Below are 23,822 nucleotides of genomic sequence, written 5' to 3'. Positions count from 1 at the left end.
AAAAAGGCCCGCTCGAAGCGGGCCTTTCAGTGTGGTTCTTAGAAAATATCCAGACCGCTGCCCCAAGGGCCGTGCGGCTTGTCGACACCGTCGGTGCGCTCGAAACCATGTGCACCGAAGAAGTCGCGCTGCGCCTGAATGAGGTTGGCACTGCCACGCGCACGACGATAGGCATCGAAGTAACCGAGTGCGGAAGCGAGTGCTGGAACCGGCAGGCCTGAGAGAACGGCATGGGAAACCACGCGACGAAGCGGTGCATCCGTATCCTTCACCATCTGCGCAAAGGCAGGCGTGACGATGAGGTTGGCCACATGCGGGTCCTTGGTAAAGGCCGATGTGATTTCATCCAGGAACTGCGAACGGATGATGCAGCCAGCGCGCCAGATACGGGCGATGGTCGGCATTGGCAGATCCCAGCCAAATTCCTTGGAAGCAGCAGCCATCACCGCAAAGCCCTGCGCATAGGCGCCAATCTTGGCGGCCAGAAGCGCATTTTCCAGATCGGCAATGAAGGCTTGTCTGTCGGCAGGCGCAGGCAAAGCCTTTGGCAGACCGAGAATGGTCTCGGCAGCTTCACGCTCGGTCTTCTGCGACGACAGGATACGCGCTGCGACGGCAGCTTCGATAGCAGTGGCGGCAACGCCCATGTTCTGCGCTTCGATGACAGACCACTTGCCGGTGCCCTTCTGGCCGGCCTTGTCCAGAATGAGATCGACCATCTGCTTGCCGGTGATCGGGTCTGCGGCGCGCAGAACCTTTTCGGTGATTTCGATGAGATAGGAGTTCAGGCGACCCTTGTTCCACTCACCGAACACATCGGCGATTTCGGCAGCGCTCAGCTTCAGGCCATCGCGCAGAATACCGTAAATTTCCGCTATCATCTGCATGTCGGCATATTCGATGCCGTTGTGAATGGTCTTGACGAAGTGGCCTGCGCCATCATTGCCCAGCCACGCCACGCATGGATCATTGTCGTACTTGGCAGAGATGGAGGTCAGAACCTTCTCGACGCGCTTCCAGCTTTCTTCCGTACCACCAACCATGATGGACGGGCCGTGACGCGCGCCTTCTTCACCACCGGAAACACCCATGCCGATAAAGGTCAGGTCGGTATCCTTAAGCGTATCGAAACGGCGGATCGTATCGCGGAAATTCGCATTGCCCGCATCGATCATGATGTCGCCGTTTTCGAGATGCGGCTTGAGAATTTCCATCTGCTGATCGACCGGGTCACCAGCCTTGATCATGATGATGATCGGGCGCGGCGGGCGGATGGCGGCGATGAATTCCTCGATGGTTTCGCAAGGAATGATCTGGCCCTGCAACTCGCCAGCATCGGCGTAGAATTTTTTCGTGACTTCCGGGGTTCGGTTGAAAACAGCAATCTTGTTGCCTTTTTCTGCGATGTTGAGCGCGAGGTTGGACCCCATTACGCCAAGACCGATCAAACCGATTTCTGCCTGTTCCACGGATGTATCTCCAAATTGCTTTTAACGGCGATGTTGTGGCACTCTAATATGAAAACGGCAAGGCTAGCGCGAACTTAAACGATTATATTTTGATGACGCAAGTCAGCTTTGCGACACGCGCATGGAAGCCATGATTATCGCCCCGGCCGGTCGTCGCCGTCATCCAGTGCCCGCCATGCGGAACCGTCCATATCGTCATACTGGCCGCTTTTCAGCGACCACATGAAGGCGAAAAGACCAAGCCCACCCAGAAACAGCGCCACCGGAATGAGGAACATCAACATATTCATGCGAAGCGCACCTCCGGGCTTTTGCCCTCGCTTCTGTCCGCCGCGATCATGGGTTTGGCAGAGCCATTCAGCCGCAACGCATTGACGACCACGATGATGGACGACGTGGACATGGCGATGGCGGCAATCATCGGCGTAGCATAACCGGCAAGCGCAATCGGCACGGCGATGATGTTATAGCCGATCGCGAGCGCGAAGTTCTGCCGTATCAGACGCCCCGCCTTTCTGGACGTATCGATGGCAAAGGAAACGGCACGCAGATCGTCCCGCATGAAGACAAAATCCGCCGCCTGCCGACCGATATCCGCAGCCGTCGCCGGTGCCATCGATACATGGGCGGCAGCCAGCGCCGGTGCATCATTGATCCCATCGCCCACCATCAGAACCTTGCGGCCTTCGCGGGTCAGTTCGGTACAGCGATTGGCCTTTTCGGCAGGCGATAGCCCAGCCTGCCCGGCATCGATGCCCACCCGTCTGGCAAGTGCCGACACGGCGGCTGGCCGGTCGCCTGAAACGATCTGTGTCGAAAAGCCGCTCTCGTGAAGCTGCGCAATGGCTGCAGCGGCACCGGGGCGAACGCTGTCTTCGAACTGAAACTGCGCGACCTCGCGCCCATCGAGTGACAGAACGACCTCCGACGTCACATCATCGCTTTGCGCAGCCTCATCGGCGCAGGCAAAGCGCCGGTTGCCAAGCCGGTAGATGCCATCAGATGTTTTCACCTCGACGCCCGAACCCGGAATTTCGGCGACATTCTCAAAGGCAGGCAGGGGACCCTTCATCTCCCGGCAAAGGCTTTGCGAAAGAGGATGACGGGAGTTCGCGGCGATGCCAGCGGCAAGCCGCATCGTTTCTGCTGATATGGCTCCACCATTCACCAGCCTTGGCTGGCCCAGCGTCAATGTGCCGGTCTTGTCGAACAGAACGGTATCAGCCTCCGCCAACCGCTCCATGGCAGAACCGTCTTTCACCATGATGCCGTTTTTGAACAGCCGCCCGGCAGCAACGACCTGAACAACCGGCACGGCAATGCCGAGCGCACAGGGGCACGTGATGATCAGCACCGCAATCGCAATCAGCATCGCCTGCTTCCAGTCACCACCGAAAATGCCCCAGGCGACGAAGGAGGTCAGCGCCAGCAGGTGCACGACCGGCGAATAATATTGCGCGGCACGGTCTGCCAGGCGGCGGTAACGCGCCCTGCCCCCTTCGGCAGCTTCCATAAGGCCGATGATTTCCGAGAGAAAGGAATCCCGCGCCAGCGCCGTCGATTGCATCACCAGCGGGCCTGTCAAATTGAGCGTTCCAGCCTGAATGAGATCGCCCACGCGCACCACGCGCGGCGCGCTTTCGCCATTGGCGATGGACACATCCAGATCGCTATCGCCGCTGACGATCCTGCCATCCACCGGCACCCGCTCACCCGCTGCAATCGCCACCCGGTCGCCGGGTATGATTTCACCGACGGGACGATATTCACGGTTGCCATCCTCAAGCAGAACAGTCGCGCCGCGTGGCGAAAGCCGTGCCAAGCCTGCGATGGCCGAGCGCGCCCTGTCGCGCATCACGTGATCCAGCGTGCGGCCAATCAGCAGGAAAAACAGCAGCGAAACCGTGGCATCAAACCATGCATGCGCACCGCTATGCATCGTCTCCCAGATGGACACGCTGTAGGATAGCGTGATCGCCAGCGCGATGGGCACATCCATATTGGTGCGGCCATGTTTCAGGGCGCTGTAGGCGGATTGATAGAAAAAGCGCCCGCCATAGATCAGTGCCGGTGTCGCGATCAGCGCTGAAATCCAGTGGAACATATCGCGCGTCGCCGCATCCGCCCCGGACCAGACCGAAATCGATAGCAGCATGATATTGACGGCTGCAAAACCAGTAAGCCCAACGGCGCGGATGAGCTTGTTGCGCATGTCGTCCGATATCTCTTGCCCAGAGCCGAAGAGATGCGCCTCATAGCCTGTCGAGGCCACGGCCCTTGCGAGATCGGCAGGGTCCTTTCGTTCACCCGTCACCTCCTCCTTCCAGATGATGGAGACTCGCTTGGAGGAGAGGTTGACGCGGGCGCGTTCCACCTGCGGCATCCGGTTCAGCGCGCTTTCGATGGTGGTGATGCAGGCACCGCAATAAACGCCGGGCACGGAAAGGTCCGTCTGCCGCAGCCCCTGCCCCAGATCGCGGCTGGCCAGCATCAGCTCTTCTGACGAAGGCAGCGCTCTCTTCAACCCAGCCTGTTCAAGAGCAATTTCCGTTCCGGGCGCGCAGCAGCTCATCTCACACCTCCGGCAATATCGATGCGTGTGCCCTCATGGACGATCACAGCCCCGTCCTTCACCGCAATCGCCTCGACGATCCAGTCGCCTGCAGCCAGTTCATGCAGGGCGGAGAATGTGTTGGGGCCGTGCTTTTCCAGAGGCAGCGAAAAATCCTGATGCTCCCCCACCGGACGACGGAAGTTCAGCGTTACCGTATCGGTATCGACGACGCCGCGCTGAGGGTGAGACACCTCATATTCAACGTTACTTCCATCGATACGAAGCTTGCCGACGACGCCGCTGGCGGCGCGGGCCTTTGCCGCCTCCGCCTTGCCATTGAACTGCTGGCTGGCGACATAGGTATTCGGCACCACCAGCCCGCTCCAGCTGGTAACGGCGTTCCAGGCCATGGTCACATTCACGGAAATGATCGTGCCGAAGAACAGCAGCATGATGGCCAGCATGTGCCAGCCGGTGAAGGTGAAGCCCGGCTTTTCGCCCTGTTCAGCACTCATTTCTTTGCTCCCGGCCCGTTGAAGACGGCCTTGTAATGTGCAGTTTCGGAATATTCGTCATCGACCGCGATGAAGTTGAAATCATCAGCAGCACGGACGGCTGCCCCGCTCGGCGTGGTCACGAAGACCCGCAGATTGGTCACCTCATCCGGCTTCACATCGATGCTGAAGGAACGCGCAGGCTCCGCTGCCATGCCGTTGATCTTCATCACCGCATCCGGCAGGCCATCGAGCGACAGTGTAATGGTGCGCGGCTGAGCGATCATATTCAGCAGCCGCACCGTGTAACCGTTGCGAATCGAGCCATCCGACTCCATCACATATTGCGGATTGCGGTCATGCAGCACATTGACGGACAGCCGCTCTCTGGTCGCCAGCGTCACCAGCATGACGATGCCGACAAGGCACCAGATCGTCATGTAGAACACGGTGCGTGGGCGGAAGATGATGCGCCAGTTGAAGTGCCTGACGGCATCGACAAAAGTCCCATCCGGGTTTCGAACATTGGCGGGGCGGATGTCATGCGCTCCGCCACCGGTGGCAAGCGCCATGTTGTCTTCATATTCGCTGAGCGTCGCATAAGCGATCAGGCCGCGCGGCTTGGAAAGCTTGTCCATGACGCTGTCGCAGGCATCGATGCACAGCGCGCAGGTAATGCACTCCATCTGCTGCCCGTCCCTGATATCGATGCCCATAGGACAGACCGCAACGCAGGCATTGCAATCCACACAGTCACCCACCGGCTCTCCGGCAGCAATGGCCTTCTTGGCATGGCGCGAACGACGTTCGCCACGCCAGTCATTATAGGTCACGACCAGCGAATGCTCATCCAGCATCGCGCCCTGAATACGCGGCCATGGGCACATGTAAGTGCAGACCTGCTCGCGCATCAGCCCACCTAGAACATAGGTCGTCGCCGTCAGCGTGGCGACGGTATAATAGGCTATCATTGGGGCAGTGCCGGTCAGAAACTGCATGGCCAGCGTCGGCGCATCGGCGAAATAGAATATCCACGCACCGCCGGTCAGAACGCCGATGATGATCCATATCGCGTGCTTCGCCACCCGTTTGCGGACTTTCTCAAACGTCCACGACCCCGCATCCAGCTTCATCCGCGCATTTCTGTCACCTTCGATGAAGCGTTCGACCACGAGAAACAGATCGACCCACACCGTCTGCGGACAGGTATAGCCGCACCAGGCACGACCCACGGCAGACGTCAGCAGAAACAGCCCGAACCCAGCCATGACCAGCAACCCGGCAACATAGAAAAACTCCTGCGGCCAGATTTCGATGAAGAAGAAATAGAAGCGACGGTTGGCAATATCGATCAACACAGCCTGATCCGGCGCGTATGGCCCACGGTCCCAGCGAATCCACGGTGTCAGGTAATAGATGCCAAGCGTGATCAGCATCACGATCCACTTGAAACGCCGGAAACGGCCCTCCGCGCGCTTCGGAAATATCTTCTTGCGCGCTGCATAGAGAGGCTGTCTGCTTAGAGCAGAATTCACCGGCTCTGCATTCAGTCTCTCAACCGTATCTGAGCCGTTGCCATTGTTTCCGGCGCTGTAAATGTTCATGGGGCTAAGTGTCCGGTTTCTCACCCTTGTTTTGGCACTTCGCCGGGCAACCATCCTTGACTTAGGTCAAGTCAGGACAAAGTGGCGCAGGCCCAATTTCGCTAGCGGCCGATTGCCTTGCCCATCACCATCATGTATTTATCTAATAAACGCAGTGCATATATCTGATGCAGGAGATTGCTGTGCTACCTTCGACAAAGATGCCTGAAATTATAGACAGCAAGTCGGTCAAAAACCTCGTCAAGGCTCACGCCCTTGCCGGTGCCGTGGTTCTTGGTCGCCCTGGTGGCTTCGCCATTCTTGTGAAATATGGCGGTAACGAGCGGGCAATTTCGGCGCAACGATCCGGGCGCATGCGCATTTGGCGCAATCTCAATACCGCCGCCGCGTTTGTAAGAGATGAACTCGGCATACCGCGTTTCGAGATCGACATAGCGGATCATGAGCCTGATACGGTGACACGTAAGCGGCCCGACACGGCTGAACGGCAGCGTAGAATGCACAGCGCGGCTGAACACGACACCTGGTTCAGAGAAGAGGTCGAGAAAACGCTCGATAAGATCGATTCCGGTGCTGCCGAATTGGTTTCAAACGAAGACCATATGCGCAAATGGCAGCATAAACGCGCCGAACTGCTTGCACGCGCCACCGGAAACAGATGACAAGCCATATGTCGAGATTGGTATGGTCACAGGATGCTGAAGAAGATCTTGATATTCTGACGGATTACATCGCGCAGGACAACATTATGGCTGCAATCACCATGCGCGATGAAGTCGAAAATCAAATCCAGAGGCTTATTGATTTTCCATTATCGGGTCGCATTGGTCGTGTCGAAGGCACCCGAGAAATGGTCGTCGCGAGAACACCCTTTGTCGTGATCTACAGAATGACAGTTGATATAGTCATTGTCCGAATTTTGCACGGCGCTCAACATTGGCCGCCATTGCTTGGTTAGATAAGCTGCCTACCGCAAAGTCACGGAGGAGATGATGGCCACTGTCACAACCCGCATCGTACACCTTTCCATCGAACGTCCCTGGAAAGAGGTTTACGCCTATGCAGCCGATCCTACCCGAATGCCGCAATGGGCTGCCGGGCTTGCCAGTGGTTTGACGCAGGATGGCGATGAATGGATTGCGTCCGGCCCGCTGGGCGATGTGCACGTGAAGTTCGCTCAGCCGAACGATTACGGCGTCATCGATCACGTCGTGACTTTGCCGGATGGGCTGGAGGTTTATAACGCGCTTCGCGTCACGCCCAATGGAGATGGGGCGGAGGTGGCGTTTACCGTGCTGAAGCTCCCCGGCATGGCAGATGCCGAGTTTGAGCGCGATGCGGCAGCGGTGCTTGCGGATTTAAAAGCGTTGAAGGCGATTTTGGAGGCTGGCTGATAACCCTCTACGTCACCCTCGGGCTTGTCCCGAGGATCTACTCACGTCTCCTAAATTGCAACGGTGCAGATGCTCGGGACAAGCCCGAGCATGACGTAGAGGTGGTTTGGCCAACCTCCACTCGAGGTAACCGCCCCCTATTCCCCACCACCCAGCGAATGCACAAACAGCGTCAGTTGCTTGACCGTCGTATCGCCAAGGCGCTCTCCCCATGCGGGCATTACGCCGTGCTTGGGTGCGCGTATCTGCGCGATGATGCCATCTTCGCCATGTGCCTTCAGCCAGATAGCATCGGCGAGATTGGGTGCGCCCATGTCGCGGTTGCCCTTGGCGTCTTCACCGTGGCAGGACGCGCAATTATCGGCGAAAATCTGTGCGCCGGGCTGAACCATGGACACATCGCGCGGCGTACCCGTCAGGCTGACGACATAGGCTGCGACCTCGCGGATTTCGTCGGCTTTGAGCATTTCCGCGAAAGCTGGCATTTCCGAGATGCGCGTGTCGGCATCCTCGGCAAAACGAATGCCATGCGTAATCGTGGTGTGGATGTCGTTGACGGTCCCGCCCCACAGCCAGTCGTCATCGTTGAGGTTGGGATAGCCATTGCCGCCCTCAGCGCCGGAACCGTGGCACTGGATGCAGTTGATCTTGAAGGCAGCGGCACCGCCAGCGACGGCAAACTGCATCAGCTCACCATCCTTCTGAATATCTTCCAGCGAAGACGAGGCGATCTTCTCAAGGTAGACGTTCTGCGCCGCCTTGGCATCTGTCACCTCGGCCACGAAATCCGCGCGGCTGTGCCAGCCCAGAAGTCCTTGCGTACTTCCTGAAATCAACGGCCATGCAGGAAAGGCAATCGTGTAGCCAATGGCCCAGAGGATGGTGACGTAGAAGGTCCACACCCACCAGCGCGGCATGGGGTTGTTCAATTCGCGGATGCCATCCCACTCGTGACCGGTGGTTTCGACGCCGCTGATATCGTCAATGTGTTTATCGGACATGATCAGTCCTCCCTAAGCGGAATGCTGGCGGCATCGTCAGCGGATTTCTTGGAGCCGGGGCGCAATGTGAAAATGATGGTGCCCGCAAAGAACAGGGTCATGACAAGCAGGCCCCAGCTATCGGCGAAGTGGCGCATGGCCGTGTAGGTTTCCATGGTGTCTCTCCTCAGCGATAACCGGCGGCATCGTCGTAGGTCGAGAAATCGACCAGCGTGCCGAGCATTTGCAGGTAAGCGACCAGCGCGTCCATTTCGGTGACCTTAGTCGGGTCACCATCGAAGTCACCAATCTTGGCCTTCGGGTAGCGTGCCTCCAGCGCCGTCGTATCGGCATTGGGATCTGCCTGCGCCTTCAGGTCGGCTGCGGCGTTTTCGATCATCTCGTCGCTATAGGGAACGCCGACGGCTCGATTGGCCTTCAGCTCCATGGTGGCATCAGGGATTTGCAACGGTGTCGATTTCAGGAAGGAATAGCTCGGCATGACCGACTCGGGCACCACGGCCCGAGGCTCGACCAGATGCTGGACATGCCATTCGTTGGAATAGCGGCCGCCAACGCGCGCAAGGTCCGGCCCCGTGCGCTTGGAGCCCCACTGGAACGGATGGTCGTACATGCTTTCCGCGGCAAGACTGTAATGGCCGTAGCGCTCCACCTCGTCGCGGAACGGGCGGATCATCTGGCTGTGGCAGACATAACAGCCCTCACGGATGTAGATGTTGCGGCCTGCCAGCTCCAGCGGCGAATAGGGCCGCATGCCTTCCACTTTCTCGATGGTGTTTTCGAGATAGAAGAGCGGCGCGATTTCCACGATCCCACCGATCGAGACCACGGCCAGAGAGCCGACCAGCAGCAAGGTCGCGTTTCGTTCGATGACGCCGTGTTTGTCGAGAATAGACATCGTTGAAACTCCTTATTCCGCAGGCTGCAGCTTGGGCGCTGCGGTCTTGAAGCCCGCCTCGTCGCGCTGGTAGCCCAGAATTGTCATGGTGACGTTGTAGGCCATGATCAGCGCGCCCCCGAGGAACAGCGCCCCGCCCAGTGCACGCAGCACGTAGTATGGGAAGAGTGCGGCGACCGTTTCGGCAAACGAGTAGACCAGGAAGCCCTGCGCATCATATTCGCGCCACATCAGACCCTGTTGAATACCGGCTACCCACATGACGGCGGCGTAGACGACGATACCGAGGGTGGCGAGCCAGAAGTGCCAGTTGACCATGCGCACGCTGTAGAGCCGCTCACGACCCCAGAGCTTCGGCGTCAGGTAATAGATCGCACCGAATGTGATCATACCGTTCCAGCCGAGAGCGCCCGAGTGCACATGGCCGATGGTCCAGTCCGTATAGTGGCTGAGCGAGTTTACGGCCTTGATCGACATCATGGGACCTTCGAAGGTCGCCATGCCGTAGAAGGCAACGGCCATGATCATCATGCGCACGATCGGGTCGGTACGGATCTTGTCCCATGCGCCAGACAGCGTCATCAAACCGTTGATCATGCCACCCCAAGAGGGCATCCACAGCATGATGGAGAACACCATGCCCAGCGTCTGCGCCCAGTCGGGCAGTGCCGTGTAGTGAAGATGGTGCGGACCGGCCCAGATATACATGAAGATCAGCGCCCAGAAGTGGATGATCGACAGGCGGTAGGAATAGACCGGGCGGTTCACCTGCTTCGGAATGAAGTAATACATCATGCCCAGGAAGCCAGCCGTCAAGAAGAAGCCGACGGCGTTATGGCCATACCACCACTGCGTCAGCGCATCCTGCACGCCGGAGAAAGCCGAGTAGCTCTTAACGCCGAGGAAGGAGACCGGAACCGCCAGATTGTTGACGATGTGCAGCATGGCGATGGTGACGATGAAGCCGAGGTAGAACCAGTTCGCCACATAGATATGCGGCTCTTTCCGCTTGAAGATCGTGCCTAGGAAGGTGACGAGATAGGCGACCCAGACAATGGTGAGCCAGATATCGACATACCATTCCGGCTCCGCATATTCCTTGCCCTGAGTGATGCCGAGCAGATAGCCGGTGGCCGCCATGATGATGAAGAGGTTGTAGCCCCAGAACACGAACCAGCCGAGATCGCCACCGAACAGCCGCGCGCGCGATGTGCGCTGCACGACGTAGAAAGACGTCGCAATCAGCGCATTCCCACCAAACGCAAAAATCACCGCCGATGTGTGCAGCGGGCGAACGCGACCGAAATTGAACCATGGCTCGATGTTGAGATCGGGAAAGGCCAGTTGCAGCGCAACGACGACGCCGACCAGAAAGCCGACGACGCCCCAGAACACCGTGGCAATCACGCCATAGCGAATGACCTCATCGAAATATTCGGATTCGCGCTGCTCTTTCGACACCGACTTGACGGGCGCAAAAGATACGCGGCGCAACATCAGCGCGGTGCCGACCAGCAGCACGAAAAACAGCACCCACATATGGGCGGCAAAAAGATTGTCGTGAGCGAAAGCCGCCCCGAGCAAGGCGAGGAAGGCCCCCACGGCCACCATCGCAGTTCCAAGCATAGAGTTCATTGTTGGTTTCCCCCAACGTCATCGCAGATACGACGCGGCGGGACGAACCACTGATAAGGCAGCAAACGTGCTTTCGCGTCGTCTGCTGCTTTGCCACTGTGTTGGGCAAGTGGCCTTGATTTGGATCAAGTTGGGGTTGGAGGGGTTGTGGGGGCACTTTATAGGTTGCGGGTGTGGCTCACCCCCCTCTGCCCTGCCGGGCATCTCCCCCTCAGGTGGGGAGATCGAATCGCGGATAGCCCTCGGCCATCTTTAATGTCGCTGAGGCGGCAATGTTTCTCGCTAAGAGGCTTTCGCAAAGGCTTTGATTGGGCAACGAGCTAGCGCCCAGCCAATCTCCCCACCTGAGGGGGAGATGTCCGGCAGGACAGAGGGGGGTAAGCCACGCACTCTGCCGATCGCATGGGCGAAACAGCCCCTACCCCTTCATCCGCAACGGCAACCCAGCCGCCACAAAATAAACCTCCCGCGCTACCGCCGCGATCTGCTGGTGCAACCGCCCGGCGTGGTCGCGAAACTCCCGCGCCATCCGGTTCTCCGGCACGATCCCCAACCCAACCTCGTTGGACACGAAAACAATCTTCGCCCGCGCCATCCCAACATGCGCAACCAACGAAGCAAAGGCAGAATCAACATCACACCCCTCCTCCATCATCAGGTTCGTCACCCAAAGCGTCAGGCAATCGACGAGAATGACGTTGTCCGGCTGGTCCAGCCGCTGCAACACATCCGTCAGAGCAAGCGGCTCTTCATGCGTCGTCCACACGTCGCCGCGGCGCTCGCGGTGGTGGGAAATGCGGTCCTGCATCTCGTCGTCCCAGGCGCGGCCCGTCGCGATGTAATGCGCGGCGCCCTCACCTGAGAGAACCAGATTTTCGGCAAAGGCCGACTTGCCGGAGCGCGCGCCGCCAAGCACAAGCACAGCGCGTGATGCGTCAGTCATGAGAATTGCCACGAGATATTGAGAGAGACGATCCGGCTGCCATTGCGAAGGTCATCGCAAGCCTTGAAGCCGCCGGCATGAAAAGAGAACGATTCGTAGATATGGAGGCGTTCTCCCGGTCAATCATGCCATGCTGTCGCGGTGATCTATCGATCTTTGCCTACCCGCCCGCACCATGCGGACATGTCGATAAACGCAATCGAAGAAAAGCGCCGGATCGTCTTAAACAAGGTAGGGATGGCAGGATCTCTTGTCAATTTCCGACAAGCAAAAACCGCGCTGCATCGAGACGCAAACGCGGTCTTGGGTGCCCCTGAAACGTAAAGAGGCAAAAGCAACACCGGTACGCAAAACCAAATCCGGCGTGCACCCACAGTCATAGCGGCACATTCTTACCGGATGGTTAGCGCGAACATGAAAAGCTTTCACCTATCGATTTTTTCACCCAGATTGCCATGTACCCAAATCGCATCAATATTGGGCGAGGAGATTCGGAACGGACAGGACAGAGGTTAGACAGCCCCCATGACGATCATCGATTACGTAGCCCTCGTCGTTTTCGTCGCACTTTGGTGGTCCTATACCTATGTCACGACAGCGAAGACGCCGTTCTCGCGCACCAGTCTCAATCAGGCCATGGGCGAGCGTCGCCGCAAGTGGATTTACAATTCGCTGACCCGCGATCTGAAGATGATCGATACCCAGATCATGGCTGGACTGCAAAACGGTACGGCCTTCTTCGCCTCCACCTCCATCTTCGCCATAGGCGGCTGCTTCGCACTTCTAGGCGCGACCGACCGGGTGGAATCGGTGTTTCGCGACATGCCCTTCGTGCAATATGGCGGTCGCACAGCATTCGAAATCAAGGTCATAGGCCTGACATGCCTATTCGGCTATGCTTTCTTCAAATTCGGCTGGTCCTATCGCCTGTTCAACTATTGCACCATTCTCTTCGGCGGAATGCCGATGCTGCACGAGGCGAATGCCAACCGCGAAGCGGCGGAACGCGCAGCGGAAAACGTCATCCGCATGAACATCATCGCCGCCAAGAATTTCAATGACGGGCTTCGAACCATCTTCCTGTCCATCGGTTATCTCGGCTGGTTCATCAGCCCTTATGTCTTCATGGCATCCACCCTCATCATCACGGTGGCGCTGCTGCGACGGCAGTTTTTCTCCGAAGCGCGCCGCGCCATCATGGATGATTTCTGACTGCCATGAAATTGCCGCACTTCGCAGGCGAAGCGCTGGCACCAGACTGTAACCGTTGCAAAGGACGGATGAATGAGTAACGCTCCGGCAGATGCGACGGCAACACAGGGCAAAGGCCGTATCGGCGCGCTTGATACGCTGCGTGGCATCGCGCTCATCGCCATGGCAAGCTACCATTTCACCTGGGATCTTGAGATGTTCGCATATCTCGATCCCGGCACGGCAACGCAGGGCTGGTGGCGAATCTACGCCCGCGCAATCGCAAGCTCGTTTTTGTTTCTGGCCGGTTTCAGCCTGTATCTCGCCCATCGGCGCGGCATAAACTGGCCGTCTTTCGGCAAGCGCTTTGCGATGGTCGCGGGCGCTGCCCTGCTGATTTCGGTCGCCACCTATTTTGCGGTGCCGGATGGCTGGATATTCTTCGGTATTCTACACAATATCGCCGCCGCCAGCCTCATTGGCCTGCTTTTCCTGCGCCTGCCCTTCCTTCTAACTATGATGGCTGCCGCGCTCGCATTGCTGGCGCCGCAATATCTGAGTTCGGATAGTTTCAATCCCATTTGGCTGTCATGGATCGGCCTTTCCACTGTGCCGCCGCGTTCCAACGATTACGTGCCCGTGCTGCCGTTTCTGGCGCCGTTTCTTCTGGGGCTGGCGGTCTCGCAATTCGTCACGCCACGCGGCTGGCTGGATCGCTTCAGAAAGCCCAGCGGCAAGCGCAATCTGCTGGCCCTTTTCGGTCGTCACAGCCTGCTGTTTTACATTGTTCACCAGCCGATCCTGATCGGCATCGTCTATCTGGCGTCGCTTATCGCCCCGCCACCGCCGGTAGATCAGGTCGAAGCCTATAAGAAAAGCTGTGAAGCAAGCTGCATGCAGCAGCAGAATGGTCTGGAACTGTGCCAGAGTTTTTGCGGATGCACGCTGGAAAAACTTCAGGCTGAAAACCTGTTCGACTCCATGATGTCCAACAGCCTTCAGCCTGAGCAGCAGTCAAAGATCGGCGAGATTGCCGCGCAGTGTTCGAACCAGATTCAATAAGGATCAGGTGCCGACGCCGATTTCGGCGAGGCGCGTGAGACAGGCCTCTTCGACATTATCGAGCTCGGCCAGTGTTTCCTCGATGTCCTTGCGCTTCTGGCGCAGGTCGGCGCGCTTCTCGTCAACCTTCTTCATCAGAAGTTCGAGTTGCCCGGATTCGCCCGGTGGCTCCTTGTAGACCTGAATGATTTCGCGGATTTCAGCGATGGTGAAGCCGATACGGCGACCGCGAAGGATTTCCTGAATGAGCCTGCGGTCAGCCATGCGGAAAAGCCGCGTGCGGCCCCGACGTTCAGGGTGGATCAGACCCTCATCCTCGTAAAAGCGAAGGGTGCGGGTGGAGACCCCGAATTCACGCGTCAGTTCCGTTATGCTATAATACTTGTTCAAAGCTTCATCCGATTCTGGAGCATCGGACCGAAAATGACGGGCAATTTTCGGAATATCCGTTGCTCAAACAACAAGATAGAATGACGAAGCGTGAAACGCCTCACAACTCTCCTTTATTAGAAACACTATGATTGACCTTCACGTAAAAGTCAATTTTCAAGCGTTCAGATCGGAACACCGAACCACCACGTCGCAAGACCAAGAAATGAGAAGAAACCGACAATGTCGGTAACGGCAGTGACGAAGACAGCCGATGACACGGCGGGGTCCGCACCGAATTTATCCAGCAGCAGTGGAATGATAATGCCGGCAATGGCCGCTGCAAACATGTTGATCAGCATCGCGGTCGCGATAATGCCGCCGAGATTGACATCATGGAACCACAGACCTGCGATCACGCCGATGGCACAGCCGAACAGCGCACCGTTTAGCAGCCCCACCCCCGCTTCGCGTCGGATGATGCGGGCGGCGTTGTGGATATCGAGGTTTCTGGTCGCCAGCGCGCGCACGGAAACGGTCATGGTCTGGGAGCCCGCATTGCCGCCCATTCCGGCAACAATTGGCATCAGCACGGCCAGAGCCACGATCTGCTCGATTGTCGCATCGAAGAGACCGATGACGGACGCTGCCATGAAGGCCGTGATGAGATTGACCGCCAGCCACGGCACGCGTGAGCGTGAGGTCACGGCAATGGAGTCGGAAAGCTCTTCGTCACCCACACCACCGAGGCGCAGCAAGTCTTCTTCCGCTTCTTCCTGAATGACGTCCACCACGTCATCGATGGTCAGCACACCGACCAGACGACCATTGTCATCCACCACCGCAGCCGACAAAAGGTCGTACTGCTCGAAAAGCTGCGCGGCCTCTTCCTGATCCATCTCCGCTGCAATGGGATGGTTGGTTTCGTGCATGATCGATTCGACCTTGACCTGCCGCTTGGAGCGCAGCAGACGATCGAGATCGAGCGCGCCGACCAGTTTGAAGGTCGGGTCGACAACGAAGATTTGCGAGAAGGATTCCGGCAGTTCTTCTTCTTCGCGCATATAGTCGATGGTCTGCCCGACGGTCCAGAACGGTGGTACGGCCACGAATTCCGTCTGCATACGACGACCGGCGGAGCTTTCCGGATAATCCAGCGCGCGCAGCAACCTGACACGCTCGGTAAACGGCATCTGTGCGAGAATGTCTTCGCGATCTTCACGGTCGAGGTCTTCGAGAATGTAGACGGCGTCGTCCGAATCCATCTCGCCGATACCGGCGGCGATCTGGTCGTTCGGCATCTGCTCCACGATGTCGAGGCGGATTGCTTCATCCACCTCGGTCAGCGCTGTCATGTCGAAGTCGGAGCCCAGCAACCGCACCATGGCGTGGCGCTGTTCCGGCAGAATGGATTCGAGCAGGTCACCCAGTTCCGATTCGTGCAGCCGGGCAACATTCTGCCGCAGGAACAGCACGTCGCGATCCGCAATCGCAGCGCCGACCATGGCCAGAAAATCAGACCGTATCGATCCGTCTTCGGCATAGATATCCGCCATGATTTCCGGCCTTTTGGCGTCTTCCGGCACGGAATGATGGTCGTCGGTCTGTGTCAACGTGCGCCCCTTTTTCCGGCTGATTGGCCTGCTTCGCGAAAGCGCAGGAGAATGGCTTTTAAAAGCACAATGTCAACAACAGGATAGGACAAAAGAAGTTGCAATTTTCTATCCGAACCGTGCTCTGCGACGAGGTTTTCTATTAACCAGTCGTGAAACAGTCTCGCGGATTTGAACGCCCCGTTGAAGCCACCGTAAAGTTACGAGTTGACATATGGTAGTTATGCGGGAATCTGAGGCAAAGCGCCGCAATAACAATCGATCCGGTTGGCACCGGAAACGAGCGGCGCAAAAAGAAAAACAGATCAGAAAGAGACCTATCAAATGGGCAAGATGGATTTCATCGGTAAGGCCTCCTCCGCTGCGGGCGGTTGGGGTGCACTCAAAAGCGTCGGCAAGCGTCTTCTGGAATCGGGCGCACCGATTTCCGGCGCAAGAACCCTGTTGAAAGCCAATCAGCCTGATGGTTTCGATTGCCCCGGCTGCGCCTGGGGTGATCCCGAACACGGCTCTTCTTTCGAGTTCTGCGAAAACGGCGTGAAGGCCGTTGCGTGGGAAGCGACCGAAGCGCGCGTGCCGCCGGACTTCTTCGCCAATCATAAAGTGGCAGAGCTTCGCACATGGTCGGATTACGATCTGGAAAAGCAAGGCCGCCTCACCGATCCGCTGCGTTACGACCGCGCCACCGACAAGTATCTGCCCGTCTCATGGGACGATGCCTTTGCTGAAATCGGCGGCGTTCTGAAGAGCCTCGACAGTCCTGACCGTGCCGAATTCTACACCTCGGGCCGCGCTTCCAACGAAGCAGCCTTCCTCTACCAGCTGATGGTTCGCCTCTACGGCACCAACAATTTCCCCGACTGTTCCAACATGTGCCATGAAGCCAGCGGCGTTGGCCTGAAGGCCTCCGTCGGCGTCGGCAAGGGCACGGTTCTCTTGGAAGATTTCGAAAAGGCGGACGCCATTTTCGTTATTGGCCAGAACCCCGGCACCAACCATCCGCGCATGCTGGGTGACCTGCGTCGTGCGGCCATTCGTGGCGCGCGTATTGCCGTGTTCAACCCTATCCGCGAAAAGGGTCTGGAGCGCTTCACCGACCCGCAGGACAAGCTGGAAATGATCACCGGCGGCAACACCAAGATTGCCACCAATTATTACCAGCCACGACAGGGCGGCGACATGGCTGCCGTGCGCGGCATGAGCAAAGCCGTTTTTGCGGCTGACGAAGCCGCCCGCGCCGCTGGCAAGCCTGCCATCATCGATTACGACTTCCTCGCAGAACACGCTGTCGAGTTCGACGCCTATCGCGCCGCCGTCGAGGCGACCAGCTGGGAAACCATTCTCGACCAGTCCGGCCTGACGCGTGAGCAGATCGAGGAAGCCGCGTCCATCTACATGACGTCGAATGCCGTCATCACCACATGGGCGATGGGTGTTACGCAGCATAAGCATTCCGTCATCACCATCCGTGAAATCACCAACTTCATGCTGCTGCGCGGTAATATCGGTCGTCCCGGCGCGGGCCTCTGCCCGGTGCGTGGTCACTCCAACGTGCAGGGCGACCGCACGGTCGGTATCGACGAGAAAGCCCCGCCTGCCCTGCTCGACGCACTGGAGAAGGAACTCGGCGTGCCGATGCCGCGTAACCGTGGCCACAACACGGTTGAAGCCATCAGCGCCATGCTGGATGGCAAGGCGCAGGCCTTCATCGCGCTGGGCGGCAACTTCCTGCGCGCCACGCCGGATAGCCCGCTCATCATCAAGGCGTTCGAAAAGCAGAAGCTGACGGTCAACATCGCCACCAAGCTCAACCATTCGCATCTGGTGCCGGGGGAAACATCCTTCATCCTGCCCTGCCTTGGCCGTACCGAAATCGACCGCAACTCGCAGGGCAAATCGCAGATCGTGACCGTGGAAGATTCCATGAGCATGGTGCATGGCTCAGGCGGTATCAACGAGCCCGCCTCGCCGGAACTGCGCTCCGAAGTCGCCATCATCGCCGGTATCGCAGCCGCGACGCTGGGCAATGAGCGCGTTCAGTGGGCAAAGCTCGCCGATGATTACGATCTGATCCGCGACATGATCTCCCGCGTTCTGCCGGGCTTCCATGAATTCAACGAGCGTGTACGCGTACCGCGCGGTTTCCACCTGCGCAATGCGGCAGCAGAACGCGAATGGAATACGCCTGCCAAGAAGGCCACCTTCTTCACCGGCCCGCTGCCGGAAAAGACGGACCATCAGGAAGCGCTGTCCAAAGAGGGGATCTTCGTTCTGCAGACATTCCGCAGCCACGACCAGTACAACACCACCATCTACGGCATGGATGACCGCTATCGCGGCGTTTATGGCGAGCGGCAGGTGATTTTCATGAACCCGAAGGACATGGAAAAGCTGGGCGCACATGCCAAGCAGCGCGTCGATGTCATCGGTGAATATGGCGACGGCATCGAGCGTATTGCGGAAAACTTCCGCCTCGTGCCTTACAATATCCCAGAGGGCAGTGTCGGCGGTTATTATCCTGAACTGAACGTTCTCGTGCCGCTGCACAGCTATGGCGAGGGCAGCTTCACGCCGACATCGAAATCCGTTCTGGTCTCGGTTCGCCTGCGCACAGAGGCAGAGGCCGCCTGATGAATGACGATCAATCCGCCGCGCGCTTTCTGGCCGTGGTGGAACAGATCAGCCAAACGGCCCCGGTCGCGCTCGACGCCACCGGGGCCGCGCTCATTGCAGCAGTTCATCTCGGTATTGGAAGCGACAGCCGAAGTCTTTCAAACAGGCTGGGCATTGCCCACGCTCTAGTGCTGCGGGAAATCAACGCGCTTTCCGACCGCATGCTGACCATCGTCAAGCGCGATGCACGCACGCAGCGGACATGGGTGGAACTGACGGATGAGGCGGTGTCTCTTGCGCAATCCGCGTCAGAAATCCTGCTGAAAAACCCGCTCTCAGCCACGTAGAATAAATGGAACGCCTCTATGCCAATTCGGCCTATCGTGCCCTATCCGCATCCGGCACTTGCCTCGCATTGCGAGCCTGTGACCGAGTTCGGCCCTGAACTGGCGCAGCTAGCACAGGATCTGCTGGATACGATGCGCGCCGCCCCCGGTGTCGGCATCACGGCGGCCCATATCGGTGTGCTGCAACGCGTCTTCGTGCTGGAGCTAAAACCGGGTAACGTCAGAACCTACGTCAATCCCGAGATTTTGGAAACGTCCACTGAGACCTTGCGCCACGTCGAAGGCAGTGTGTCCATGCCGGGCTTTACCGAAGAAGTGGAGCGCCCGTCCAAAGTGACGCTGCGCTTTCAGGATATCACCGGCCAGTGGCACGAGGAACAGACGGAAGGCTTTCACGCCATCTGCATCCAGCATGAAATCGACCAGTTGAACGGCATGTTCTGGCTGAAGCGCCTATCTAAGCTGAAGCGTGACCGGCTGATGAAAAAATGGGAAAAGGCGCAGCGCTGATCAGTCGACCGATAGATTGAAGGCCGCATCGCCGCGTAGCGTGTTGCTGACGGTGCATATCTCTTCGGCCTGATGCGCGATGGCCTCTCTCGTTTCCGCATCGAAATCGCCGGTGATCTTCAGGCACATATGGAAATGCGTGATCCGCGCTGGCTCACCCTCGGACTTCTCGCCGGTCACGCGTGCTTCCACGCTTTCGAAACGATCCAACACGCCCATGCGGCTGGCAGCGATGCGAGCGCTGAGCACCAAGCAAGCGGCGAGCGAGGAGTAAAGCAGGTCGAGTGGGTTGAAGCCAGGCTCGGACGCCGCTGTGACAACCGCGAGCGCACCGCCTGTCGGCGTTTCGATCTGCGGATGGCCGTTGCGCCCCAGTGTTGCCGTGGCACCAGTCTCGCGCTTTTTCACCCTGATTTCGCTCATACCAATGTCCTTAATTTCGAATTCTCAAAAATTACATTTTGCACAATGGAACCAAAAGACAAGCTTGCGCTTTTACTCACGGAACGGTGATCGACCGTTACAGATTTATAAAATAGGAGCTGGGACATATGGCTACAGGCGCACTCGTTAGTATTCTGATCACATTTCTGGTCATCGTACTCATTCTTTGGCTGATCAACCGCTTGCCCGTCGCTGGCAGCGCAAAGCAGATTGCTCAGGTCATCGTCATCATCATCGGTATTATTTCGCTGCTGAAGTATCTCGCAGTCTTTTAATTAATCCGACATTGATATCAAAAAGCCCGACCCGGTTTCAAATCGAGGTCGGGCTTTTTGTATGTGGATCAAGCCGGAAAATATCTGACATAGGCAAACTCATCCCCATCCGGTGACCAGTTGGGTGAGTTCATCGTCCCCTGCCCGCCGAACAGATCGAACAGCGTTTCCACATTGCCGCCATCCGTGTCCATCATGCGCATGCGCACATTCAGATCGCGCGGATGATCGAAGACATCGGCGTCATAGGAAACGAAGACCACCTTGTCACCCCTTGGTGACGGATGCGGAAACCAGTCGCCATACTGGCTATCCGTCACGCGCTCGACAGCCGAGCCATCCACCCGCACCCGCCAGATCTGCATTTGCCCAGTGCGGCTGGAGTTGAAGTAAATCCACTGCCCATCCGCCGAGTAATCCGGCCCGTCATTGCGCCCCTCGCCATGGGTCAGCCGCGTTTCTGTCGCCGTCTCCACGTCCATCGAATAAATATCAAAGACCTGATCGCGAATACCGCAATAGGCGAAGCTTTTGCCATCGGGAGACCAGCCGTGCCAGTACGAAGGCAGATTATGCGTCATCAGCCTAGGCGAACCACCGGCAGACGGCAGAAGATAAATCGTGCTTTTGCCGAACTCCACCTTGTCGGAAATCGCGTAAAGCGAACCATCGGGCGAAATGCCATGGTCGTTGTTGCACTCACTGGCAAAGCCGGTATCGACCTTCTCGATTGCTGCATCACCATCCAGTGACAGACGGTACAATAGGCCTTCGCTGTTCAGCAAAAGATACGACCCATCCGGCGACCAATTGGGTGCTTCGAACAGTTCAGGCGTCTGCCAGACCACCCGGTTCTCCCGGGTACGGATGTTGAAGATTTCAACGGAACTGCGCATCGTACCTCCCACTGCATTTCAAATCCTGACAGGCTGAGAACCATATTTCATTTGCATCAGCCAAGACCGTGGCTATGATCCTATTGTCGTAGGCACCGTCCTGCAAATTTAAAAACGGAAGACAGCAGCGTTGCGGCACCGCCCGTATTCTCTGAACTGGCTTTTCCCAATATTGAGGTCTCGCGATGACGACCATCGCTGATCAAGCCATTCTGTTTGGCCGAGTGGCGCCGATGCTTCCCGTCAAGGACATCCAAAAAGCCCAGGATTTTTATGCCAAGGTGCTTGGCTTTAAAAAGACGTTCGAGAACGGAAATCCAGTGGGTTTCATGATCTTGAAGCGGGATGATGCCGAATTGCATCTGACATTGCAGCCGACTTACAAATCCCCGCCGTTCAATGTCGCACACATGCTGGTAAGCAACGTGGATGAACTCCACCGCCTTTGCATTGACTACGGATTACGGATCATCAAAAGGCTGGAAAACAAGGACTACGGCCTGCGCGCATTCGTTTTCGAAGACCCGGACGGAAACCGGATCGATGTAGGCCAGGTCATCTAGGCAAGCAGGCGGCGCGGTCTGTTCCGCGCCGCTTTTCTACCTACCGATCCCTGAAGCGGTTCGTGATCGGATAACGGCGGTCACGACCGAAATTCTTCTTGGTGATCTTCACACCCGGCGCGGATTGGCGGCGCTTGTATTCGGCGAGATAGAGAAGATGCTCAATGCGGTGCACGGTAGCGATATCGTGGCCACGTGCGACAATCTCTTCCACCGACATTTCCAGCTCCACCAGGCATTCCAGAATATCGTCCAGATTGGGGTACGGGGGCAGCGAATCCTGGTCGGTCTGGTTGGGGCGCAGTTCTGCGGACGGCGCTTTGGAGATGATGTTGGCGGGTATGACTTCGCCCGATGGTCCAAGCGCCGTTGGCGGCACATGACCGTTGCGCCATTTTGAAATGGCGTAGACCTGCATTTTGTAGAGGTCCTTGATGGGATTGAAGCCGCCGTTCATGTCGCCATAGAGCGTGGCGTAGCCGACAGACATTTCCGACTTGTTGCCCGTCGTCACCACCATCGAGCCAAATTTGTTGGAGATGGCCATGAGAATGGTGCCACGGGCACGGCTTTGAAGGTTCTCTTCGGTGATGCCTTCTTCCGTGCCTTCGAACATTTCAGCCAGTGACGACAAAAAGCCATCCACGGGCTCGGCAATCGGGACGATGTCGTAACGGCAACCCAGCGCCTTTGCGCAATCTGCGGCGTCTTTGAACGAGTCTTCCGAGGTATAGCGATAGGGCAGCATAATGCAGCGCACCCGCTCCTCGCCCAGCGCATCCACGGCAATGGCCGCGCAAATGGCCGAATCGATACCGCCGGAAAGGCCGAGCACCACGCTCTTGAAACCGTTCTTGTTGACATAATCGCGGAAGCCCAGCATGCAGGCGCGGTAATCCGCCTCCTCACCTTCGGGTATTTGCGAGAACGGGCCTTCGCTGCAATGCCAGCCCTTTTCCGTGCGCTTCCAATCCGTGACCGAAAGCGTTGATTCGAACTGGCTCATCTGAAAGGCAAGTGTCTTGTCCGTGTTAAAGGCGAAGCTTGCGCCGTCGAACACCAGTTCGTCCTGACCGCCGACCTGATTGGCGAAGATCAGTGGCAGTCCGCTTTCGATGACCTGTCGCAAGGCCACCTGATGGCGCACATCCACCTTGCCGCGATAATAGGGAGAACCATTCGGCACCAGCAGAATTTCGGCACCGCTTTCGGCCAAAGTTTCGCAGACGCCGAGGTCGTTCCAGATTTCCTCGCAGATGGGAATGCCGATGCGAACACCCCTAAAATTATAGGGGCCGGAAATCGAGCCTTCAGCAAACACACGTTTTTCATCGAACTCGCCGTAATTCGGCAGATCCACCTTGTCACGCAGCGCAACAATCTTGCCGCCATCCAGCAGCGCGACAGAATTGTGCCGCCCCGTTTCGCCCTGACGTGGGAAGCCGATAATGACACCGGGACCACCATCCGCAGTTTCCGCCGCCAGCTCTTCCACCGCCAGGAGGCAGGATTTGAGGAATGAGGGCTTCAGGACGAGGTCTTCCGGCGGGTAACCGGAGATGAAAAGCTCTGTGAGAAGCAGCAGATCCGCACCTTGCGATGCGGCGTCCGCGCGGGCTTCGCGCGCCTTGGCAAGGTTGCCAGAGACATCGCCGACGGTGGGATTGAACTGCCCGACGGCAATTCGCAAAACATTGGGATTGGTGTGTACTTGGCTCATGACTCTCATTTACCGTGGCTCTGCACGCCGCGCAACGCAAGCCTTTCAACTGGCATAAAAAATGGCGATCCGCAGCGTGCAATGCGCCTCACGCAAAGGTTATTCCGCACACTTGTGGATTCTGCAGAGTTCATGTCGCATTCACCCCGCTTATGTGACAGTTACATGACACTTTCATGACGCCTGATTCACGGGTACATCACAGACTGCCGGAGTTGAAATATTGA

Annotated in this window: 25 protein-coding genes; 10 read left to right on the top strand and 15 right to left on the bottom strand. The window is 57.6% G+C overall.

Going from position 1 to position 23,822, the window contains the following annotated elements:
• Nucleotides 1–38: 38 nt before the first annotated feature.
• The 5 genes from gndA to ccoG form a co-directional block, all read right to left on the bottom strand.
• The gene (gene gndA / locus ABUK73_RS01455; RefSeq protein WP_353575730.1) at nt 39–1,469 is read right to left on the bottom strand and encodes an NADP-dependent phosphogluconate dehydrogenase; all 1,431 of its coding nucleotides are present in this window, start codon (nt 1,467–1,469) and stop codon (nt 39–41) included.
• A 134-nt stretch (nt 1,470–1,603) separates the two neighbouring features.
• Nucleotides 1,604–1,759 (bottom strand): cbb3-type cytochrome oxidase assembly protein CcoS, encoded by a 156-nt coding sequence (gene ccoS / locus ABUK73_RS01450; RefSeq protein WP_113088236.1) that lies wholly within the window; start codon nt 1,757–1,759, stop codon nt 1,604–1,606.
• Complete coding sequence (locus ABUK73_RS01445; protein WP_353575729.1) at nt 1,756–4,041, bottom strand: cation-translocating P-type ATPase; 2,286 nt, start codon at nt 4,039–4,041, stop codon at nt 1,756–1,758. Before ABUK73_RS01445 ends, ccoS begins: the two co-directional genes overlap by 4 nt.
• On the bottom strand, nt 4,038–4,538 hold the full coding sequence (locus ABUK73_RS01440) for a FixH family protein (protein ID WP_353575728.1): 501 nt from the start codon (nt 4,536–4,538) through the stop codon (nt 4,038–4,040). The genes ABUK73_RS01445 and ABUK73_RS01440 overlap by 4 nt, the downstream gene beginning before the upstream one ends.
• Nucleotides 4,535–6,121 carry a cytochrome c oxidase accessory protein CcoG gene (gene ccoG, locus ABUK73_RS01435; protein WP_353575727.1) on the bottom strand — a complete coding sequence of 529 codons (1,587 nt, stop codon included), beginning with the start codon at nt 6,119–6,121 and terminating at the stop codon, nt 4,535–4,537. The genes ABUK73_RS01440 and ccoG overlap by 4 nt, the downstream gene beginning before the upstream one ends.
• Nucleotides 6,122–6,303: 182 nt before the next feature.
• Between ccoG and ABUK73_RS01430 the strand changes: the two genes are divergently transcribed.
• The 3 genes from ABUK73_RS01430 to ABUK73_RS01420 are packed head-to-tail and all read left to right on the top strand — an operon-like array spanning nt 6,304 to nt 7,515.
• Nucleotides 6,304–6,783 (top strand): hypothetical protein, encoded by a 480-nt coding sequence (locus ABUK73_RS01430; RefSeq protein WP_353575726.1) that lies wholly within the window; start codon nt 6,304–6,306, stop codon nt 6,781–6,783.
• Between the two features lie 8 nt (nt 6,784–6,791).
• Nucleotides 6,792–7,079: a type II toxin-antitoxin system RelE/ParE family toxin gene (locus ABUK73_RS01425; RefSeq protein WP_353575725.1), complete on the top strand. Its 288-nt coding sequence runs from the start codon at nt 6,792–6,794 to the stop codon at nt 7,077–7,079.
• 34 nt (nt 7,080–7,113) lie between these two features.
• Entirely contained in the window at nt 7,114–7,515 is a 402-nt protein-coding gene (locus tag ABUK73_RS01420; protein ID WP_353575724.1) for an SRPBCC family protein, read from the top strand.
• A gap of 137 nt (nt 7,516–7,652) precedes the next feature.
• Here ABUK73_RS01420 and ccoP read toward each other — a convergent pair whose 3' ends face one another.
• From ccoP to cobU, 5 genes are all read right to left on the bottom strand, one after another.
• A complete protein-coding gene (gene ccoP / locus ABUK73_RS01415; RefSeq protein ID WP_353575723.1) occupies nt 7,653–8,516 on the bottom strand; it encodes a cytochrome-c oxidase, cbb3-type subunit III in 864 nt (287 codons plus the stop codon).
• A 2-nt stretch (nt 8,517–8,518) separates the two neighbouring features.
• Nucleotides 8,519–8,671, bottom strand: a complete 153-nt coding sequence (locus ABUK73_RS01410) for a CcoQ/FixQ family Cbb3-type cytochrome c oxidase assembly chaperone (RefSeq protein WP_062449288.1) — start codon at nt 8,669–8,671, stop codon at nt 8,519–8,521.
• An 11-nt stretch (nt 8,672–8,682) separates the two neighbouring features.
• The gene (ccoO, locus tag ABUK73_RS01405) at nt 8,683–9,414 is read right to left on the bottom strand and encodes a cytochrome-c oxidase, cbb3-type subunit II (RefSeq protein WP_353575722.1); all 732 of its coding nucleotides are present in this window, start codon (nt 9,412–9,414) and stop codon (nt 8,683–8,685) included.
• A 12-nt stretch (nt 9,415–9,426) separates the two neighbouring features.
• The gene (gene ccoN / locus ABUK73_RS01400; protein WP_353575721.1) at nt 9,427–11,049 is read right to left on the bottom strand and encodes a cytochrome-c oxidase, cbb3-type subunit I; all 1,623 of its coding nucleotides are present in this window, start codon (nt 11,047–11,049) and stop codon (nt 9,427–9,429) included.
• 418 nt (nt 11,050–11,467) lie between these two features.
• Nucleotides 11,468–11,992 (bottom strand): bifunctional adenosylcobinamide kinase/adenosylcobinamide-phosphate guanylyltransferase, encoded by a 525-nt coding sequence (gene cobU, locus ABUK73_RS01395; protein WP_353575720.1) that lies wholly within the window; start codon nt 11,990–11,992, stop codon nt 11,468–11,470.
• A 525-nt stretch (nt 11,993–12,517) separates the two neighbouring features.
• Here cobU and ABUK73_RS01390 point away from each other — a divergent pair.
• Nucleotides 12,518–13,204, top strand: a complete 687-nt coding sequence (locus tag ABUK73_RS01390) for a DUF599 domain-containing protein (protein WP_113088245.1) — start codon at nt 12,518–12,520, stop codon at nt 13,202–13,204.
• A 72-nt stretch (nt 13,205–13,276) separates the two neighbouring features.
• Nucleotides 13,277–14,245, top strand: coding sequence for a DUF1624 domain-containing protein (locus ABUK73_RS01385; RefSeq protein WP_353575719.1), 969 nt, complete (start codon nt 13,277–13,279; stop codon nt 14,243–14,245).
• 3 nt (nt 14,246–14,248) lie between these two features.
• Here ABUK73_RS01385 and ABUK73_RS01380 read toward each other — a convergent pair whose 3' ends face one another.
• Nucleotides 14,249–14,635 (bottom strand): MerR family transcriptional regulator, encoded by a 387-nt coding sequence (locus ABUK73_RS01380; RefSeq protein ID WP_062589573.1) that lies wholly within the window; start codon nt 14,633–14,635, stop codon nt 14,249–14,251.
• Between the two features lie 164 nt (nt 14,636–14,799).
• The gene (gene mgtE, locus ABUK73_RS01375) at nt 14,800–16,227 is read right to left on the bottom strand and encodes a magnesium transporter (protein WP_454892304.1); all 1,428 of its coding nucleotides are present in this window, start codon (nt 16,225–16,227) and stop codon (nt 14,800–14,802) included.
• A 324-nt stretch (nt 16,228–16,551) separates the two neighbouring features.
• On the opposite strand from mgtE, the gene ABUK73_RS01370 reads away from it, so the two are divergent.
• From ABUK73_RS01370 to ABUK73_RS01360, 3 genes are read left to right on the top strand one after another with little or no spacing between them, the layout of a single operon-like run.
• On the top strand, nt 16,552–18,858 hold the full coding sequence (locus ABUK73_RS01370; protein ID WP_353575718.1) for an FdhF/YdeP family oxidoreductase: 2,307 nt from the start codon (nt 16,552–16,554) through the stop codon (nt 18,856–18,858).
• Nucleotides 18,858–19,187: a hypothetical protein gene (locus ABUK73_RS01365; RefSeq protein ID WP_353575717.1), complete on the top strand. Its 330-nt coding sequence runs from the start codon at nt 18,858–18,860 to the stop codon at nt 19,185–19,187. The genes ABUK73_RS01370 and ABUK73_RS01365 overlap by 1 nt, the downstream gene beginning before the upstream one ends.
• Before the next feature lie 18 nt (nt 19,188–19,205).
• Entirely contained in the window at nt 19,206–19,697 is a 492-nt protein-coding gene (locus ABUK73_RS01360) for a peptide deformylase (RefSeq protein WP_353575716.1), read from the top strand.
• Here the strand turns inward: ABUK73_RS01360 and ABUK73_RS01355 are convergent, their stop codons facing one another.
• The gene (locus ABUK73_RS01355) at nt 19,698–20,120 is read right to left on the bottom strand and encodes an OsmC family protein (RefSeq protein ID WP_353575715.1); all 423 of its coding nucleotides are present in this window, start codon (nt 20,118–20,120) and stop codon (nt 19,698–19,700) included.
• Between the two features lie 128 nt (nt 20,121–20,248).
• Between ABUK73_RS01355 and ABUK73_RS01350 the strand changes: the two genes are divergently transcribed.
• Entirely contained in the window at nt 20,249–20,416 is a 168-nt protein-coding gene (locus ABUK73_RS01350; RefSeq protein WP_156462533.1) for a Thivi_2564 family membrane protein, read from the top strand.
• Nucleotides 20,417–20,484: 68 nt separating this feature from the next.
• On the opposite strand, the gene ABUK73_RS01345 is transcribed toward ABUK73_RS01350, so the two are convergent.
• A complete protein-coding gene (locus tag ABUK73_RS01345; RefSeq protein ID WP_353575714.1) occupies nt 20,485–21,312 on the bottom strand; it encodes a TolB family protein in 828 nt (275 codons plus the stop codon).
• A gap of 185 nt (nt 21,313–21,497) precedes the next feature.
• Here ABUK73_RS01345 and ABUK73_RS01340 point away from each other — a divergent pair, with 185 nt between their 5' ends.
• Nucleotides 21,498–21,875, top strand: a complete 378-nt coding sequence (locus ABUK73_RS01340) for a glyoxalase superfamily protein (protein ID WP_353575713.1) — start codon at nt 21,498–21,500, stop codon at nt 21,873–21,875.
• Between the two features lie 40 nt (nt 21,876–21,915).
• On the opposite strand, the gene ABUK73_RS01335 is transcribed toward ABUK73_RS01340, so the two are convergent.
• Nucleotides 21,916–23,595 carry an NAD+ synthase gene (locus ABUK73_RS01335; RefSeq protein ID WP_353575712.1) on the bottom strand — a complete coding sequence of 560 codons (1,680 nt, stop codon included), beginning with the start codon at nt 23,593–23,595 and terminating at the stop codon, nt 21,916–21,918.
• Nucleotides 23,596–23,822 lie beyond the last annotated feature (227 nt).

The sequence above is a fragment of the Agrobacterium vacciniicorymbosi genome, assembly GCF_040427045.1.
GTDB lineage: Bacteria > Pseudomonadota > Alphaproteobacteria > Rhizobiales > Rhizobiaceae > Agrobacterium.
Note: the sequence above shows the minus strand (reverse complement) of the source record. Positions and strands in the feature narration are given on the sequence as shown.